This is a genomic window from Shewanella sp. MBTL60-007 (genome assembly GCF_019654915.1).
Taxonomy (GTDB): domain Bacteria; phylum Pseudomonadota; class Gammaproteobacteria; order Enterobacterales; family Shewanellaceae; genus Shewanella.
Genome location: NZ_BPET01000060.1, coordinates 1 through 17157, shown reverse-complemented (window position 1 = coordinate 17157; position 17157 = coordinate 1). Strand labels below are relative to the sequence as shown.

Annotated in this window: 18 protein-coding genes; 6 read left to right on the top strand and 12 right to left on the bottom strand. The window is 44.7% G+C overall.

What is annotated here, in order from left to right:
- Positions 1 to 62: 62 nt before the first annotated feature.
- Positions 63 to 698: a class I SAM-dependent methyltransferase gene (locus K5Q92_RS19460; protein WP_220770541.1), complete on the bottom strand. Its 636-nt coding sequence runs from the start codon at positions 696 to 698 to the stop codon at positions 63 to 65.
- Positions 699 to 735: 37 nt separating this feature from the next.
- Positions 736 to 1047 (bottom strand): hypothetical protein, encoded by a 312-nt coding sequence (locus K5Q92_RS19455; protein WP_220770557.1) that lies wholly within the window; start codon positions 1045 to 1047, stop codon positions 736 to 738.
- 425 nt (positions 1048 to 1472) lie between these two features.
- Between K5Q92_RS19455 and K5Q92_RS19450 the strand changes: the two genes are divergently transcribed.
- Positions 1473 to 3620 carry an EAL domain-containing protein gene (locus K5Q92_RS19450; protein ID WP_220770540.1) on the top strand — a complete coding sequence of 716 codons (2148 nt, stop codon included), beginning with the start codon at positions 1473 to 1475 and terminating at the stop codon, positions 3618 to 3620.
- Between the two features lie 253 nt (positions 3621 to 3873).
- Here K5Q92_RS19450 and K5Q92_RS19445 read toward each other — a convergent pair whose 3' ends face one another.
- Positions 3874 to 4467, bottom strand: coding sequence for a tRNA-uridine aminocarboxypropyltransferase (locus K5Q92_RS19445; protein ID WP_220770539.1), 594 nt, complete (start codon positions 4465 to 4467; stop codon positions 3874 to 3876).
- A 298-nt stretch (positions 4468 to 4765) separates the two neighbouring features.
- Between K5Q92_RS19445 and K5Q92_RS19440 the strand changes: the two genes are divergently transcribed.
- Complete coding sequence (locus K5Q92_RS19440; protein ID WP_220770538.1) at positions 4766 to 5767, top strand: putative porin; 1002 nt, start codon at positions 4766 to 4768, stop codon at positions 5765 to 5767.
- 121 nt (positions 5768 to 5888) lie between these two features.
- On the opposite strand, the gene K5Q92_RS19435 is transcribed toward K5Q92_RS19440, so the two are convergent.
- Complete coding sequence (locus K5Q92_RS19435; protein WP_220770537.1) at positions 5889 to 7091, bottom strand: multidrug effflux MFS transporter; 1203 nt, start codon at positions 7089 to 7091, stop codon at positions 5889 to 5891.
- A gap of 100 nt (positions 7092 to 7191) precedes the next feature.
- Between K5Q92_RS19435 and K5Q92_RS19430 the strand changes: the two genes are divergently transcribed.
- Together K5Q92_RS19430 and K5Q92_RS19425 are read left to right on the top strand one after the other, a co-directional pair.
- Positions 7192 to 8160, top strand: a complete 969-nt coding sequence (locus K5Q92_RS19430; RefSeq protein ID WP_220770536.1) for a LysR substrate-binding domain-containing protein — start codon at positions 7192 to 7194, stop codon at positions 8158 to 8160.
- Positions 8161 to 8321: 161 nt separating this feature from the next.
- On the top strand, positions 8322 to 8651 hold the full coding sequence (locus tag K5Q92_RS19425) for a hypothetical protein (protein ID WP_220770535.1): 330 nt from the start codon (positions 8322 to 8324) through the stop codon (positions 8649 to 8651).
- Positions 8652 to 8666: 15 nt separating this feature from the next.
- Here the strand turns inward: K5Q92_RS19425 and K5Q92_RS19420 are convergent, their stop codons facing one another.
- The 3 genes from K5Q92_RS19420 to K5Q92_RS19410 form a co-directional block, all read right to left on the bottom strand.
- Positions 8667 to 9971: a hypothetical protein gene (locus tag K5Q92_RS19420; RefSeq protein ID WP_220770534.1), complete on the bottom strand. Its 1305-nt coding sequence runs from the start codon at positions 9969 to 9971 to the stop codon at positions 8667 to 8669.
- 263 nt (positions 9972 to 10234) lie between these two features.
- Complete coding sequence (locus tag K5Q92_RS19415; protein WP_220770533.1) at positions 10235 to 11662, bottom strand: DUF4145 domain-containing protein; 1428 nt, start codon at positions 11660 to 11662, stop codon at positions 10235 to 10237.
- Between the two features lie 111 nt (positions 11663 to 11773).
- Positions 11774 to 12508, bottom strand: a complete 735-nt coding sequence (locus K5Q92_RS19410; protein ID WP_220770532.1) for a hypothetical protein — start codon at positions 12506 to 12508, stop codon at positions 11774 to 11776.
- 183 nt (positions 12509 to 12691) lie between these two features.
- Here K5Q92_RS19410 and K5Q92_RS19405 point away from each other — a divergent pair, with 183 nt between their 5' ends.
- Positions 12692 to 13210 carry a DUF2780 domain-containing protein gene (locus tag K5Q92_RS19405; RefSeq protein WP_220770531.1) on the top strand — a complete coding sequence of 173 codons (519 nt, stop codon included), beginning with the start codon at positions 12692 to 12694 and terminating at the stop codon, positions 13208 to 13210.
- Positions 13211 to 13324: 114 nt separating this feature from the next.
- On the top strand, positions 13325 to 13786 hold the full coding sequence (locus K5Q92_RS19400; RefSeq protein WP_220770530.1) for a TerB family tellurite resistance protein: 462 nt from the start codon (positions 13325 to 13327) through the stop codon (positions 13784 to 13786).
- A gap of 202 nt (positions 13787 to 13988) precedes the next feature.
- Here K5Q92_RS19400 and K5Q92_RS19395 read toward each other — a convergent pair whose 3' ends face one another.
- The 5 genes from K5Q92_RS19395 to K5Q92_RS19375 form a co-directional block, all read right to left on the bottom strand.
- Positions 13989 to 14279, bottom strand: coding sequence for a cytochrome c3 family protein (locus tag K5Q92_RS19395; protein WP_220770529.1), 291 nt, complete (start codon positions 14277 to 14279; stop codon positions 13989 to 13991).
- A gap of 21 nt (positions 14280 to 14300) precedes the next feature.
- The gene (nrfD, locus tag K5Q92_RS19390; RefSeq protein ID WP_220770528.1) at positions 14301 to 15242 is read right to left on the bottom strand and encodes a cytochrome c nitrite reductase subunit NrfD; all 942 of its coding nucleotides are present in this window, start codon (positions 15240 to 15242) and stop codon (positions 14301 to 14303) included.
- Positions 15239 to 15922: a 4Fe-4S dicluster domain-containing protein gene (locus K5Q92_RS19385; RefSeq protein WP_220770527.1), complete on the bottom strand. Its 684-nt coding sequence runs from the start codon at positions 15920 to 15922 to the stop codon at positions 15239 to 15241. The genes nrfD and K5Q92_RS19385 overlap by 4 nt, the downstream gene beginning before the upstream one ends.
- Positions 15923 to 15936: 14 nt before the next feature.
- Positions 15937 to 16407 (bottom strand): multiheme c-type cytochrome, encoded by a 471-nt coding sequence (locus K5Q92_RS19380; protein ID WP_220770526.1) that lies wholly within the window; start codon positions 16405 to 16407, stop codon positions 15937 to 15939.
- An 81-nt stretch (positions 16408 to 16488) separates the two neighbouring features.
- Positions 16489 to 16896: a DUF2726 domain-containing protein gene (locus K5Q92_RS19375; RefSeq protein WP_259649641.1), complete on the bottom strand. Its 408-nt coding sequence runs from the start codon at positions 16894 to 16896 to the stop codon at positions 16489 to 16491.
- Positions 16897 to 17157 lie beyond the last annotated feature (261 nt).

Below are 17157 nucleotides of genomic sequence, written 5' to 3'. Positions count from 1 at the left end.
TCGTTCATTCCTTTGTTCATATTTTCGCAAAACACTTGCCCCACCATTAAGGCTGGGGATATTTAAGGTTTAGTAAGCAGAACTACATCATTCCCCAATACATCTAAGCGCCAATCATAGTGCTGCGCTATCCACTCAAAAGTCGCCGTTGAGTAAAAACGAATATGAGTCGGATCGCCTTTATAATGCCATCTGCTGAAAGCCTCAAGATCGCCTGCGCGCTTAGTCATAATCATCAGTAAGCCGCCCGGTTTCAACAAACTATCTAGTGTTACTAATAAAGATTTAGCATCCGCTACATGCTCAATCACCTCTGTAATAGTGACAAAATCATATTGCTTCTGCAGCTTTTGAGGATCGTGGCAATAATAGAGATCGTAATTCTCAACTTTAATGCCCTTTTCTGCTGCCATCACGCTGATCGTGGGGCCTGGGCCACAGCCAAAATCTAACCCCTCGGCGTCTTGAGATACTCGTTCTAAAACAGGATCCAGCGCCCTTGATAAAAATTTGCGATAGCCGAGATCATCAGGGTTATTTTGATGCTGATCGTAAACCGCTTTTTCGTCCTCGCTGTTGAGTAAGAAGCTATCTGGAACACTGACCAGCTGGCAATTATCGCAGCGCTGATACTCTCTAAACTTATCTTGATGGAAAGCCTGTAAACTAGGCTGCTGACACAGGGGACAAATACTCACAGGATATTCCTAACTCTACTCATTTCGTAATCATTCACTATTCAAAAGGTTTGGGGATTTTGCGTTCGCGACTTGCCGCTTCTTTCGCTTCCCGCAAGTACTTCTCTTGACGAGATTCTCGCTTGTTAAATTGCTGCTGCGCCTTCTCTCTTTGCTCGCTTTCCCAATCACCAGACTCCTGTCTATCCAAGACTTTCTTTTCTCGCGCCTCAGTCTGCTTTGCTGCTTCACGGGCTTTTTTCAGCTGTTCGCTCTCTACTCGCAGCTTAGCTTTTTCCGCTTGTTCAGACAGAGAGTCGGTACGATTCGTTGCTGGCTGTGCAGCCATTAACCCTGAACTACTCAACATAATGACACTTATCGCCAACACGTATGAAAGCGATAGAAAATGTTTAATTGCCACTGTTATTCCTTGTCCTAAAATCCTCTTCTTAGCCGTCTATTTTAACCAATTCATTCACATTGACACTGCCTTTTGTTCAACCCTATAAAATATTAGGCTTTAATCAGATAAATTATCATCAAGGTCAGCAAGTTAGCCAATTTCTCACCCTTCATTTTTTTAAAAATGAGTTCAAGTCTACTCTTGCAGATTACTGGTTTTTTTTATGTAAATGTTCTCTAGATTCAATTTTGTTACATCTTAATTGTGCAAAGTGTCAAATAAAGGTATTTTTGACGCCAAACCGACTAAACTATATCAAAATAATCACTTTAGCTGCTGAAGTAAGAGTTATTTACCTCTAGAAATGTCATGCAAAAAGGGAAGAGTGTATGAGTGTGTTAACCTGGTCTAAGTTGTACCCACGTGTATCTTCTGCAGATCCAGCGCTATCCGAACAACTCTCATACTGGCAACAGCAATCGGAATCAACGGCAATAGCTATCCTACAGGGACAGCACTTTTTGGCGGCAACCTCTGCTGCACTCAATTATTTTGAAAGCCTAGAGCAAAACTTTATTCACGCAACCCCCTTCGACTTCTCTCCTAGACTGCAATCCTCAGGAAAAAGCAGTGTCGAATATGGTCTGCAGATGATAAAAAAGGCAGCCAATGGCGAAGTCGTCTCATTTAACTGGCTACATATGAGCCAGCAAGGTAAAGAGCTCCCAACTCTGTTAACCCTTTATCCCGCACTACTCGATGGCGAGCAGATAATGCTCGTCTTATTCCAGCCTATGGATAGACGTAAACGTAGCCGAGCTAGCATCAGTAATGGCTTTGAAACCTTGCCAAAAGAACTGATGTCGATCACTTTAGAAGACAGCGCTGAAGCGGTTTATATCACCAATGAAGAAGAGCAAATATTAGCTGTTAATAAGGCGATGTGTCGGATCTGTGGCTATAGCGCCGAACATTTATTAAATCGGACGCCACAAGAACTTAATCTAGAGTTACAACAGGAAAGCTCAGTACCCGATACCCCTTTAAAAGGAACCGGAAGCTGGCAGGGTGAAGTAAGGAAGTGTCGCTCAGACGGCTCAACTTTCCCAGCATGGCAAAGTTGTAGACGGATCTACGCGAATAACACTGTATTTTATGTCAATTTATTCAGTGATATTAGTGAAAAGAAGGCACTAGAAGCTAAGCTGACCCAGCAAGCCATGTATGACAAACTGACAGGGCTACCCAATCGTTTTCACCTGATCCAGTTGCTCAATAAAGCGATCAATAACATCAAAAGCTCCCCAGGAATGATTGGTGCTTTGATGTTCTTAGACCTCAATGGCTTTAAGAATATTAACGACAGCTTTGGGCACTCAACGGGAGATAAGGTTCTGCAACTGGTGGCTGCTCGCCTAGAAGCCTGCTGTATCGAGAATGCCGAAATCGCCCGTCTCGGTGGTGATGAGTTCACCTTGATTCTGCCCCTATGCCATAACCGCGAAGAGATAGAAGCCTTTTCTGAACTGATATTGTCACTGTTTGAGGCGCCATTTGAAATTAATGGTCAGAAATTCTATCTAGGTACCAGTATAGGGATCTCGCTATTTCCACAGCAAAGCGATGAACCCAATCAACTGTTAAGCATGGCCGATACTGCCATGTATTCTGCAAAGAAGAGTCCGAACCATATTCGTTTCTATAACGCGACCATTCGTGAAGCCGCAGAGAAGAAGTTGCACACGTTAAATGATCTGCGCCATGCCCAAGGACTTGGACAGTTTAGCCTAGCCTATCAGAGTATTACCGATTTAGAGTCTAACGACATTATGGCAGTTGAAGCCCTGCTACGCTGGACTCAAAGCAATGGCGAAATCGTTGAAGCACAAGACTTTATCCCTCTGCTAGAGGAAGCGGGTCTGATGGTGAGTATTGGCCAGTGGGCGTTAGAGCAAGCTTGCATACAGATGCAGCAGTGGCACCAAGAGTTTGACTCTCAGCTTAAGATCAGCGTCAATATTTCACGCTCTCAACTCGAACACCCTGACTTTATTCCCATGCTTAAAGGGCTACTTTCCCGCACTCAACTACCCGCTAATACATTGATTATTGAAATCACCGAGAGTGCACTTATTCATCGACCTAAGTTCATGGCAAATATCTTAGCCCAGCTAAAAGAAATGAATATCAGCATAGCAATAGACGACTTTGGCGCAGGGCTATCTTCCTTAAGTCGGCTCAGTAGTTTACCCATCGATAGCCTAAAAATCGATTCCGCTTTTGCCCAGCGCTTAAACACCAATCAAGGCCAAAAGCTTTGCAAGGCCATAATGCAACTAGCGCAAACCTTAGAGATCGATTTTGTTGTTGAAGGGATTGAGACACAATCTCAACGAGATCTATTATTGAGTTTAGGCAAAGGTATGGGACAAGGATATTTCTTCAATAAGCCCGTAACGGCAGAAAGCTTTACGCTTGATCAGCTTAGTCCAATCTATGATACCCAACAGGCCCGCTACCGAGTGTCAGGAAGATAGCTACGCCAGCACTCTGAATGAATTATTCAGTGTCGCCCCCTGCAAAAGCTGTTGCCGGCGTAGCCACAATCATCACCGTAGGTGATTCACTTATTAAACCCTATTCATCGAAAAATTAGCGTGATATCAACTGTGTTTTACCAAGGAATAAACGACTTGAATCACAAAAGCTTACATCAATTTATCAGCAAAAACTCACAGAGTTTCTTTAACTTTAAACATCGAATATAAAAACCACTATCAATAATATATGTTATCGATATCGGGCCCGCACATCGGCAGGCATAGAAGCAAGCCTCTGTTCTACCATAGCACTTAATGCATTCGTTAAAGGTGCTACATTTTGTTCTTCATCGATCGCCTTAAGCGTCATGGCTACCGCTTCCAATGTTGACAGACTATCGCTACGACTCGCCTTACGAATGGTGTAATTAGAAGCCGCATCCAGATCCAAATGCAGCGCGGGGTAAGCCTGTAACCATGGGTTAAGCTGCAGCAACTTATAGGCCTTACGCCAAGTGCCGTCTAAGAAGAGTAAGATCGCCTCTTCCTCAATTCTCGTCTCACCTGCCGACACGCTGCTCTCTGATGGATAGATCAAGTAGACAGGTTTAGCTGATGTCGCCAACTGCTGCCGTAGCGCAGCAAAATCATCCGCGGTTTCCCCCACCACAACTTGAGTTTCTGCTATGACCAGTTCTAGCAGACGAACACTATTTTTCGCATGCCCCACTTCGCTTGGGTCTTGCAAAATAATCAATTCAGGCTTGACCTGCATGGTTTCAATACTGGCGCACAGACAAGCACTTTGCGGGTAGTGGCAGTTAGGACAAGTTGGACGGGACACAAGACCTCTGAGTGTTTGTTTGGAATATCCTGCAAATTGTAGCTGAGTGTTGATACAAATTACACGATTACTCGACTTTACAATCGCAGACTACATAGCGTAAATTTCAACCAGATAATTTTAACTCACTAATTTTTAAGCGACTAACTTCAAAGAATGAAGTCGTCACCCATCTATAGCTTAATGGTGGTCTTCCTGCACTTATTGGTGCAGACCCTCTGCTATCTAGACGACAGATGAACACAGTAATCTTAACCATAGCAGGCTAGCAAATTAAAGCCTCTAACAAGGACGTAAAATGAAACGAAGCCCGATTTCTCTCGTTATATTATCCAGTCTCATTAGCTGTAATGCTCTCGCAAGCGATACTCCGACTCAAACAGATAGCAGCTACCAACACGAATTAGATCTTGCTCTTGGCACTTATAGCGATAATTTTGGCGATGGTGTATGGAACTTAGGTTACCGCTATTACCTTTCGCCTGTATCGGTTGAAAATGGTCCCTATGCACTAAATGGAACCCTCGCACAAACTACAAATATCGGCGTGCAATACGCTCAATTGCAAGTGATTAATGATATTGATGTCTACCACATTGATGCGACTTACGTATTTGATACAAAATGGTTTGTAGGAGGAATGTATGCTAAGACTGACGATAATCGTCAATACACGAGTCTAGATGAAGACCAAGATAGCTATCAGTTAAGCTTAGGCTACTATTTTAACGACACCTCAGAAGTCTCCATTTACTACGCGAATACTAACGCTTCTGATAGCAAAATAGAGGAACTCAGTATTGGACACGTACATGAAAGTTCGTTTGATTCCCAAACAGATACTTATGGAGTCAAGGTGCGTAGCTTTATTCCGATGCAGTCATTTGCAGGCATAGAACTAGCAGGATTTTGGCAATATAGTGAAAAGGATGCTAATCATGCCTATCGCTATTACAATGACAACACAGATGAAGCGGGGAACTCTGGATATGACTCAAGCATAGAGAATCATTTAGTTCACCTTGCTGCTGACTTTTATATCAACAAGTCATGGTCTGTTGGTGGTGAATATTCATGGCAAAAGCTTGACAGCAAAACGATAATTTATCGCAGTCAAGAAAGCAGCCCTTCTCTATATAGCGATGACGCCAGCGACAGCCTTTACACCATCAATACCGCCTATTGGTGGCAGTTCTCAAATATTTTCGCAGCCAACGCTTCTGTCGCTAAGTACTTCGATGACCAAGGTGACTCGCCTGACGGTGTTTTCTTCCGCTTAGCCGTTAATGCCCGCTTCTAATACCAATCACTAAAATAAAAAAAGCCTGCGAAGATGGTTAGTCAATGCAGGCTAAAGGTGTTTCAGGGTGAAACAAAGTTAACTTTTACTATCTACAGCTGAGCGCGCTCGACAACTCAATCTAATAGGCGTGCTGTTCTTGGTGCCAATGATTAAATTTCGGCATTGCCATCATCGCTAGCAATGCAAGCGCTCCCCCGCCCATTAGCACAGCTACGGCATAAGGAGCGGTTAGGTTCGTTTGCTGTATTAATGCGGTTAGCAGAGAAGCGCCACTCATCTGAATGAATCCAAGCATCGCCGTTGCCGTGCCCGCTCTCTCACCAAAGGCTGACAACGCCATGCTAGTTGCTGGCCCAAGTAGTAGCGCGAAGCCAATACATAGCAGCATCATAGGCAACATATAACTATAAGCCGCCATCAAGCCTGACTGTGGGCCTAGGATCTGTACGATAACTTGAGTCACTGCAGACAGCAGCATCAATACCAATGCAGTGATAACGGTTGGTCGGTTACCTAGCTTCTTAATCACTAACGGCGCAGCAAAACAGGCGATGATATTCACGGCTGCGTTAAGACCAAATAGACCGCTGAAAGTAAGCTCCGACACGCCTAGGTGCCCAATGAGCCATACAGGCGCATAGGAGACATAACAAAGAATAGCTGCCATCCCCGCCATACATGAGATGGCGTAAAACAGGAAGTGTGGCTCGGTGATCACAGGCTTATAGCGTGCCCAGCGATATAGCGGACCATCACTAATCGTATTTTGTGGACGAGTCTCAGGTAAGCGTAGGCTCACTAAAGCCAGAATAACTAAGCCATACAATGCCATAAAGGTGAAGTTAGAACGCCAGCCAAACTGCAGCGCCAACATACCACCTAATGTCGGTGCTAAAGCAGGAATAATACAGATCATGCCGTTTAGGTAACTGTAGTAACGTGCTCCCTCTTTCGGAGAGAAACAGTCTCGTACCGCACTAAATACCACAATCGAGGTGGAGCAGGCAGCTAAGCCCTGCATCACACGAGCGATTTGCAGCCAGTGAAACTCCACGGCAACGGCAGCTAACAGGCTGCTTGCCATGTAAAAAATGATGCCACCAATAGCAACGGGGCGACGACCGTAGCGGTCTGCCAATGGGCCGATAAGTAACTGCCCTGTGCCCATCGCGAATAGGAAAAGCACTAGTGTCGATTGGATCTCACTCGCAGACACTGAAAATTCTGCAGCCATTGCTGGCATAGAGGGCAGATAAATATCGATAGCCAAAGGGCTTAAAATCACCAAGGGCAATAAAATAGGTAACAAACTACGGCGCATGATCTTTCTCAGAATTAGGAAAACAGCGCTATAGTAATCAAACTAAGGTATGAACAGAAATGATATTATTTCCATTATGAATTTCCAATGAGGAATATCTTTGAAACTTGATAATCTCATGCGTATCGATCTAAACCTGTTAGTGATTCTGCAAGTATTGCTAGAAGAGGAGAGCGTGACCCGCGCGGCTAACCGCCTGCATGTAAGCCAGTCGGCGCTAAGTAAAAGTTTAAACCGATTAAGGGACACGCTAGGGGACCCACTCTTTTTGCGCACAGCCCACGGACTCAAACCAACAGCCCACGCAATACAGTTAGGCAAATTACTGCCTCAAAGCCTACAAAGCCTGTATCAATTGACACTACCACCTGGTTTTACGCCCCATAACAGCACCCGCCAGTTTTCATTTGCCATGGTAGAGAGCGCATACGAAACTTTATTGCCTAACTTCATAGGCACATTACTTAACCGCGCTCCCAATCTTAAGCTTGATAGCTTTGTATGGAGCGAAAATTCTCTACAAGCTATTCAACAAGGGCAGATTGATTTTGGTTTTGCAGGGCGGGAACTGCATCCGCAATCGGCGTTTCAAGTGGATAGGTTACCCGACGGTATTGCTCACCAAACCCTATTTACCGATCATCAGGTATGCTTAGTGCGCCAAGACCACCCTATTCTCTCGACGGTCACAGCAGGCCATTGGGATCTGGATATCTACCTACAGATGCCGCATGTGCAAGTGCGCTGTGAAGGAAACGATTGGTGGGCGCTGGATTACCACCTAGCCGACTTGGGCCACCACCGCCAATTAAGTACTATCGTACCCGACTTCTATGGCGCCGCCAGTGTTTGTGCCCATAGTGATCTGATCTTTACCCTGCCCGCGAGTTTTGCTCAGCACGCTAAGAAGCTTTACCCTTTAGTGGAGTTACCACTACCGATTGAGTTTATTCCACTGGCCTACGTACTACTTTGGCATGAGCGCAGCGCTGAGGATCCGGGGCATAGATGGGTAAAAGAGATTATCTGCGAGAGCGTGGCCAAAGCACTCTCTAACAGCCATAACTGATGCGAGTTAAATTAGATTAACCTTTATTAACGTGATCTTGGTTCAAATAGTCGGCAGTATTGTTCCACAACGAGCACACATTTCAGGAATAAAAGGCCTAGTGGTTCAGCCTGTATTCATCTTTTTCCTGTACGCTTGCGTTAAGATATTTTGGAGAACTTATGATTTATAGCCAATTTCAACACAATCCGATGCAAAATCGATTTTCTGGCACCCGTGGCTGGCTAGCATTCGTTATCGGTTTGGCGTTTATGACATTAGCCTTAGTCGCTCTGCCATTTTTACTCTTGTTTGGCGCTATTAGTTTCATAGCATTGAGCCTATTTGGACGCGTATTTTTAAAGCGTCAGCTTGCACGTTTTCAAAAGCAGCAAGCCAACCAAGAATTTCAATATAGTGAAGAGTTTCAGGAAACGGTTTATAAAGAAACACCGACCTCAGCACCACGCCAAGGCCGTACTTTCGAACACAATCCTAACGAGCCCGTTTAACTAGACTCGTTAAAATTAAAGAAGCATATCCGACGCGTTTAGAGGCCTAGATAATAGGCTTTCGAAGCGCGTCCATTTTTGCGCTTGAGTTTGAGCTTCCGCCTCAACCCAAGACGCTACCGCATCTTCGCCAACGCTATAATTGATCACATAAGAGCGATTACGCTCATAAAACTGAACTCTTTGCTTAGCACGAGACTCTGGGTAGAGTGCGCCTTCAATCAACATTTTCTCTGCCGTTGCTGCATCGACTAACTTATCGGTTAAGCATTGGCTAACGTAATTCTCATAGTAGCCCAGCTTTTTAACCAATTTTAATACTCGGTGGAATAGCGCAAGATCACCCTCTAATCCGGCCAGTGGCATCAATACATCACGCTCAAAGGCTATCACCTCATCATCGGATAAAATAAGGCTCAAGGCATAGTTTGCGCTGCCTTCCGACAGGTAGGAGATAGGACTATATAGCGGATAGATAGCGTATTCTAACCACTGCTTAGCTTTTACCAACTTCTGCTCTTGCAATAGATTAAATACATGGTGACCCGGGTAGCCTTCATGTGACGCCAGTTCCAGATAACGCTCGATCCCCAAGGGTTGATCTTGGTTTAACTGAATCAAACTATGGAAATCGCCTTTGTACCAGTTATAAGCAGTCCACACCTTATCGTTTACATACTCAATCTCAAAACTTTCGTTTTCGGGTAGAGCCATATGCTTTTTGGTGCGCGTCCGCGCAAGTTCAACCGCAGCCGAGAAGACCTCTGCCGCCTTATTCTTAGGGACAATAAATTGTGCCTTAAACTGGTTATAGCGATCGGTCAGTGATCCCTCTCCCGGCAATAAGGCATCGATTTCAGTTAGCACTTGCCGATGTTCAAGCAGGGAGTACTCGGCCAGTTGACAGTCGTATAAAGCCACAGCCTCTTCATTGAAGCTACGCTGTTTACCCTGTAGGAAATCCAAATATGCACCAATAGAGAGCCACTGCGTCTGAAGGAATTTATGCCGTTCAACCAGCTCAGGCTCACTGAGCTCGTCGGTCATCCCCCTTAAAACCTCACAACCTTGTTGATGCAGCTGCTGAAGTTCTGCTAGCGGTTGCCAATAGGTTTCTTTTTGCCACTCTTTGGGTCCATAGTAAGCATCGACATAGTAGCAGTCGTGCTGTCCTACAGCTAAAACGAGCTTAATATAGCGCTCAGCAAACCGATTAAGGGCTTGTTCTTGTGCTTTATAGGATGAGGATTTAGCACAGCCTTGTTCGACTTGTTCGACTTGTTCGACTTGTTCGACTTGTTCAGTATCAAAGTGTGACAAAAAAGACTCCTAGCGGATAAATGAGAGCCAAACTTACAACATTTGCATATATTATACAATGTGCAACACATGAGAAAAATTGATTAACTAGTCATAGATTTGAAATGAAACAGAGAAAGAAGCTGCGGCCTAGAAGCGATAGTCTCAGTTAACTGAACCAGCTATGCAAGCTTACTCCCATTAAGAAAGTAGTCCAAGCGTACCTGAACGAGTCAAACTTAAGCGCCAGACTCGTCCACTAATTTATCACCGTAACCGCATAGTTATTCTGAAACTGGCGACTCACTGAGTAGCTCAGCCGCCTTGTTTAATGACGCTCGCTCTTGAGGCGATGTCGTCATTTCCAGCACGGTATCGACCTGCAGAGCCAGAGACTCCCATAAAGGCAAAATAACCTCAAGTTCGGTTGGGTTAGCTCGCTCTCGCGCCATCTTAAGCAATGCAGCAGCCGAAACGACGTCGATCCGCCCCAAAATACCATCCGCAAGAGCGATACTGAGTTCGATCATTGCCGGCACACTATGGCCGTACTTTATTACTTCTCGTAGGTAAGTTTCTGCCTGTGACAGATCTTGTCCGATCGCACCGTCATCATGCAACATTGTCTGTGCACAAGATAGCATGGCATCAACCTGCCCCAGTTCTGCTGCCTCTGCCATCCAATGGGCACTCTTAATTGCGTCCTGTTGGCAACCCTCACCACGTGCCAACATCAAGGCTAGGTGATATTGGGCATGGGGGAAACCTGCCTGAGCCGCGCGATGAATATACTTATAAGCTCTCTCTAGATCTTCTTGTTGATAATAGAGTACACCTAAGTTCGCCATCGCCTCTGACTGCTCAAGCTTAGCCGCCTCACTAAGGTACTTCTGAGCCAAACTCGAGTCGACGCTAAACTGTTTACTCCCCACCAAATAAAAATAACCTAGCAACGCCATCGCATTCGCGATTCCGGCATCGGCGGCCTTGGCAATCGCCAACTCTCCGGCTACCACATCGGTCTCACCGCTATAACCATGGATCAGCGATACGCCATGCTCGTACAGTGCATTTAAGTCTTTATCCGCCGCCTGAGAAAACCAATAACTAGCCTGCTTTAATGATGCCGTAGAGCGCTCCTCTACCGCCTCGTCGCGACTATCCTGCAGCGCATGCTCTTGCTCCCGCTGCATCAGAGCACGGGTCTTTAACGACATCCCTACTAGATACTGGGACTCAGGATCTCGTTCCATGACCGCACGATAACAGAGATCTCGTCCCGCTAAGGAATCAAAATCCTCAAAGTAATATTCAGGTTTTTCTTGCTTAGTTACGGTAACAAACAGCGACTCCACTAAGGATAAAAGCTGCTTAATCGAGCGCTCGCTTAGCTGCTGTAACTGTTCGGGAGTAAGGTGATACTTCTCAGGGTGGGCGCCGCGGTTGCCATCGGCTCTAAGCTTATGCAGTGCTCGCGTCGTCTTAACATCAATGAGTCTACGCTGATTTAGCTGCTCGATGCGGTCATACAGGTTAGGGCTATCGAAGCGCACCTTCTTGGGCTCAGCAAGCAGACTAGTAAGCTTATGGCTAAAACTACGTACATGCAGCAGCGCCTGAGTTGGTACATCTTTTACATAACTTTTGGCCTTGCGATAATCCTCGCCCAATTCGGCAGAGAACAGATTGACGAACTCAATATCGTTCAACAAGACGTTTACCCCTAATCAAGAATAACCTGTAGTTTGTAGATAACAAGCTAGGCTTGCAGCTCACGCAGGTGCGCAGCTGCAAAGCTAGAGAGTAGCCTCTATGGAGGAGTATTACTCTTCGTTTTGGATGTTGCCAGGTGTTTCAGGTGTTGGACGCGACACCATATAAAGACGGAAGAGTGCAACGTTCACAAATAGACCGAAAAACGCCACGATAACCTCACCAACCAGCTGAACAGGAATACCGCCCATTTGAGTCAGTTGCGCCAACATACCGCCAAACAGCGACAATGGGATATAAAGCAGTAACACTACAATAGTCTTAAGGGCGATAGGACCACTAAAACTGAAGCTACGCTTAATCGCTTCCATCGGTGTCAGGCGTTCGACCACAACCATAAAGTTAACAAATGCCAGACGCGCGAATAGGTAGAGGGATACAAAAATACCTATGATCATTAAGTTCACGTTAATTGCAGCCAAAATCATAACTGGGGCAAGTACCGCAAGACCAGAGAAGACACCTGCGAGTAGCAGTGCTGGTACAAAGTTCAAACTGGTCTTCAAGATCATGCCATTCGATGGGCTATGGCCCTGAGAACGGATCTCTAAAAATAGCGTTAACGCCGCAATCAGGAACGAAAACACTAGCAGTAGCACCATCATGGCAACCATGTGGCTGGTACCAAATTGAGGATTTTCAAGATCGGCGCTGCTAATCTCTAAACTTAGCCATAGCTGTATACCAACCTGAACAAATAAAATTGGCACAAACAAAAACGCTAACTGACTAATATTGTTTCGAAAAAAGTTAAAAGCTTGAGTCAATATTGCTGACAATGGCATAGGGTTTTCCAAAAGATAAAATTCAATAACACGAGTTAAAGCTAAGGATACCCAAGTTTATAAATTAATGCACAATTGAAATCACCAATTACGTGCTCCATAGAAACAAAAAATGAAAACAAATTGTTAAAAACGCTAGAATGGGCAATTATTGAGAGATTAGACGATACAAGGATAGCCGCGATGAAATTAATGACAGCAACCCTGTTTACCATGACCGCCCTTTTGAGTATGCCGACATATGCGGGAATTTTGGACCAATTAGGTCAAGTGACTGAGCCGACCAAAGAGCAAACTGAGCAGACTCAATCGAGTGACTTAGTCGGCACGGTTATGTCTCAACTCGGCCTGAGTCAGACGCAAGCAGAAGGAGGCTTGGGTAGCCTATTGTCACTGGCTCAAAGCTCTTTGGGGAGTAACGAGTTTAGCTCGATAGCCGATTCAATACCTGGTATCGATGGTTTATTGGGCGCGGTACCCGAACTCGACAAGGATTCTGGCATGTCGGGACTACTGTCAAAGGCTGGCGGATTCGGCGAGTCTCTACAGGGTAGCGCCATGGTTTATGATGCCTTCGAACAATTAGGGATCTCAAAAGAACTCGCGGCACCGATGATCGATATCGTTAAGGGCTATTTAGATACAAATGGTAGTGCCGGAACAGCCGATCTACTGATGCAAGGTCTAAACTCCATTTTATAACCTCTGTTTTCCCCTTCTCAGTCATCGGCTTAGTGTGAGTACTGGCTGAGAAGGAACTCTTTGCCATAATTAGGCTCTAATGATCTGTAATCCCCATAAGGTTTCGGAGCCGATATGATCGCTAAGCTCAAACAGTTTTTCGCTAATCCACAGACCCAACTATCAGATGAAGAGCGCGCAGAGCATTTAAAGCTTGCAGCGGCAAGTTTATTGTTGGAGGTTGTGATGGCAGATGAAACCATGTCTGAGCAAGAAGCCAAGCTATTACCAAGCTTATTGACGACGACCCTAAACTTAGCCAGTGATGATGTGCATGGCTTGGTACATGACGCTAAGCTCTCCCAGCAAAACTCCACCTCACTATACGAGTTTACCCAAGCGATTAATGACAGTTTTGACATTAATCAAAAGCAGCAGCTCATCCTCGCCATGTGGCGTTTAGCCTATGCTGATGGTCACTTATGCCAGTATGAAGATCAGATCATTCGGCGCACGGCAGAACTGCTCTACCTACGACACAGCGAGCTGATCCAGATGCGAAATATTGCCATGGAACAGCAGGAAAAACCAATCTAGCTCCAGCCAGCATATAGTGAACAATAAATAGGAACAAAGAGGCCACCTTAAAAGGTGGCAAACCCATTTGGAGGTTGGGTACTTGGCGATTAATCGCTAAGTCATAGAAAATGGCATCCTGCCCAGAAGCATCCCTGCTGTGAATTGAGTAGTTTGTACTACTCTTACCTGACTAGATTTTATTCATATGGTCTAGTGCTATTTAGTGGCAACTGACACAACTGTCACTCGCAGATGCTGTTTGGTGCACAACATGGCAATCACTACAAGTGATAATCCCGTCATGTTGCTTATGCGCATCTCCCTCAAGCTCGTTCATTGCCCCATGGCAATCGATACAGGTTTCGTTCTCATAGGCCATATCAGCTGATGGCGCACCATCTTTATGGCATGATTCACAACCAGCCATCTCTGTATGTGAATCGGCAACCGAGGCCGCCATAGCCACACCGGAAAAACTCAATAATACAGCTAACCCTAATACTTTAAGCATGTTAAAACCCTCAATTAATAATTAAGCAACGGTCATTTGGCCGGTATAAAGGATGAAATTACGCAGTAACAGCACGCCGACCAAACTGCAACTAGCTGTAATTGCCACATAAGAGAACTTGCGCTTAGAGGACGCCTTCATAAACAAATTAAAGGCCAGTGGCATACTCAAACCAACCACGACAATACCCGCCCAGAAGATCCAGCCCCAGAAGCCTTCACCTATTGCCGTTAATGCGGCGACTTGGCTCTGCCCCCCCGTTAATATCAAGCCAGCAAAGAAAGTAAATATCAGCACGATTTCTACTAAAATCATTGGGATCTCAATATTGTGGATAAAGTGCACCTCCTTACCATCGGGATTACCATTAAGTAATACACCGCCTAGTAACGTCCCTGCTGCACCCGATGAGAGTCCAGATACTAGGAATAGTAGAGGTAGAACCGGATTATTTAACATTGGATAGGTCGTTAATGCCGATAACAAGAAACCGGTATACGCACCTAATGACAAGGCCAGTATCACCAAGAAGCCAGTAATACTTGCTTCGTGTTTAGCAATAGCATTAAATAACTTGTCAACAATCGGCCAACGCCCCTTACACCAGTTCAGTACAGGCACCTTGAAGACACAGGCTAGCCAAGCAAAAAGCGCAACCTGATAAACCATCAACACTGCAACACCAACAGACATCACCGAGGTTGGGTTGTAAAAGAGCAGAATTTTCCAAAAATCAAACGGTTTAGTTAAGTCGATAACTAAAATTCCCAGCCCTGCAAATACCGCTAATGGCGCAATCAAACATGCCGCCTGAACAAAGCCAGACTTATAGGCATCGGCTCCTAACTTGAAGTGCTTTAACAGCACGGCAAAACAGATCGCCCCCGCCGATACCCCAGCAAGAAATAGGTAAATGGCAATAGGCCAGTGCCAAATTAGACTGTCAAAATGGAATGGGCTCATAGTTCTATCTCCCCACTTTGTGATGCGATACGGAACACTTTCGGTCTAGTCCCTAGATCGACTTTACTGCGATAACTAGGAGCAGATTTAAGTACTTGTACAACTTGAGACTGCGGATCGGTAATGTCTCCAAAGGTGAGCGCTTTCGTTGGGCAGGCCGTCACACAAGCGGGTAACTTGCCCTCTTTAAGACGAGTCTCCTTGCAGAAATCACACTTGTCAGCAGCTTTGGTTACTGGGTTAATAAATCGAACTTGATAAGGACAAGCCGCGATACAATATTGGCAGCCTACGCACTTCCATTCATCAACACTGACAATTCCGGTCTTAGGATCTTTATAAGCCGCCCCTGTTGGGCACACTTTCACACAAGGCGTATCATCACAATGCTGACAAGAGATACGTGTAAAATGAAATTGCTGATTAGGGTACTCACCAAATGGTCCTTTGCGCTTTATCTCCAATCGGCTAACGCCTTCAGGCACTTGGTTTACTTCACGACAAGCGATGGAACACGCATCGCAGCCAATACACTTAGTTTCATCATGTACTAAGGCATATTTACAAGCTGGTTCGGCATTGGCAGCTGAGGTGCTTTTTGCCTTGGCGAGGGTCAAGCCTGAAGCGCCAACCACTGCAACGCACGCACCTTTTAAAAATAACCTTCTAGAATTAGACATCTTAATTCCCCTAATCATTTAGTCGCATGGCAGCTAACACACAATTTACTGCGCTCTTGAAATGACACATCCACCATAGGATCTGTATTGGAATGCAGCGTGTGACAACCCGCACAATTAACCTTGTTAGAGTGAGCGTCATGGGTCCAATCATGCAGAGCTAGCACATCGTGAGCATGACACTTCAAGCAGCTTTGAGTTTGGGTGGCTGCATCTGCTGTCGATTTCTGGCTAAATCCAATCAGGTTTGACGCTTTTCTGGGGTGCCCCCCTTTCTCTCCATGACAATCTTGACAGCGGATATCCAAAGCGTCATTTGCATGGACACCATGCATTATTCCATTGCGCTTATGGCACATAATGCATTGCTTGTTTTCATTAATTTTCAACTCTGCTGCAACTACCTTAATTGAGACTGTCGAAGCAGCCACCACAACTAAAATACTCATCAGCACTGAAGCTGTGTATCTAAAGAATCTGGACATGGGGTGTCCTCACATTGCTAAGTGATAAAATAAAGAAAGTTGGGAAAGGTGTTGTAACGGTTGTTACAACACCGAATGAGATTAAGCGACTAAAGAATTCTTGAGCAGGGTTTCATCGCAATCATTCTTAGCCAAATGAAGCACTTTCACTCCCATTTGCGCCAATGTGGTATCGATGAAGCGATTATTCTCTTCTGAGTTATGCTGTGGATCTGTGATAACTAACTTTACCGTTGCAGACTCACTATCCACTAATACATAATCGAGATGACAATCCTGCAAGTAACTATGAGCATCTTGCTCTTTTTCGTTCTTGTCTATATCACAAAGACTATCTAATGTTGTGCCGTATAGAACGTTGTACTTGCCATTTACTAATGTATTTAACTTGTTAATGAAACTGCCAGCTTGAGTCTCTAACGAGTTTGGCTTTAATTTGATATTTGATGCTACAAATTCAGTCGATTTGAAGAATTTTATGCATGTCATTGCAAATACAACCAACACAAATGGCACAACAAGAAACAATACGAAGTATATGAAAGCATAACTTAAAATCACAGAAGCACTCATAACAACCTCCAAACTTACATTTTAATAATTTAAATTTATTTTTAACGCACAGTCAGTATTGTTATTAAACTAGGCTAAAACCTTGACGCAAATCAATTATGAAAACTAATGTACTTTATTAATATTTAAAATTAAAAGCGTATCTAATTAGTCAAATTGAAAATTCATAAATACAAA

Bases quoted from the DNA above. Each gene is read 5' to 3' on its own strand.
- K5Q92_RS19410 (WP_220770532.1), bottom strand. From the start codon at position 12,508: ATGCCATTGTCAGCAATATTGACTCAAGCTTTTAACTTTTTTCGAAAC.
- K5Q92_RS19435 (WP_220770537.1), bottom strand. From the start codon at position 7,091: ATGCGCCGTAGTTTGTTACCTATTTTATTGCCCTTGGTGATTTTAAGC.
- K5Q92_RS19385 (WP_220770527.1), bottom strand. From the start codon at position 15,922: ATGTCTAATTCTAGAAGGTTATTTTTAAAAGGTGCGTGCGTTGCAGTG.
- nrfD (WP_220770528.1), bottom strand. From the start codon at position 15,242: ATGAGCCCATTCCATTTTGACAGTCTAATTTGGCACTGGCCTATTGCC.
- K5Q92_RS19440 (WP_220770538.1), top strand. From the start codon at position 4,766: ATGAAACGAAGCCCGATTTCTCTCGTTATATTATCCAGTCTCATTAGC.
- K5Q92_RS19425 (WP_220770535.1), top strand. From the start codon at position 8,322: ATGATTTATAGCCAATTTCAACACAATCCGATGCAAAATCGATTTTCT.
- K5Q92_RS19405 (WP_220770531.1), top strand. From the start codon at position 12,692: ATGAAATTAATGACAGCAACCCTGTTTACCATGACCGCCCTTTTGAGT.
- K5Q92_RS19395 (WP_220770529.1), bottom strand. From the start codon at position 14,279: ATGCTTAAAGTATTAGGGTTAGCTGTATTATTGAGTTTTTCCGGTGTG.
- K5Q92_RS19400 (WP_220770530.1), top strand. From the start codon at position 13,325: ATGATCGCTAAGCTCAAACAGTTTTTCGCTAATCCACAGACCCAACTA.
- K5Q92_RS19450 (WP_220770540.1), top strand. From the start codon at position 1,473: ATGAGTGTGTTAACCTGGTCTAAGTTGTACCCACGTGTATCTTCTGCA.
- K5Q92_RS19380 (WP_220770526.1), bottom strand. From the start codon at position 16,407: ATGTCCAGATTCTTTAGATACACAGCTTCAGTGCTGATGAGTATTTTA.
- K5Q92_RS19375 (WP_259649641.1), bottom strand. From the start codon at position 16,896: ATGACATGCATAAAATTCTTCAAATCGACTGAATTTGTAGCATCAAAT.
- K5Q92_RS19455 (WP_220770557.1), bottom strand. From the start codon at position 1,047: ATGTTGAGTAGTTCAGGGTTAATGGCTGCACAGCCAGCAACGAATCGT.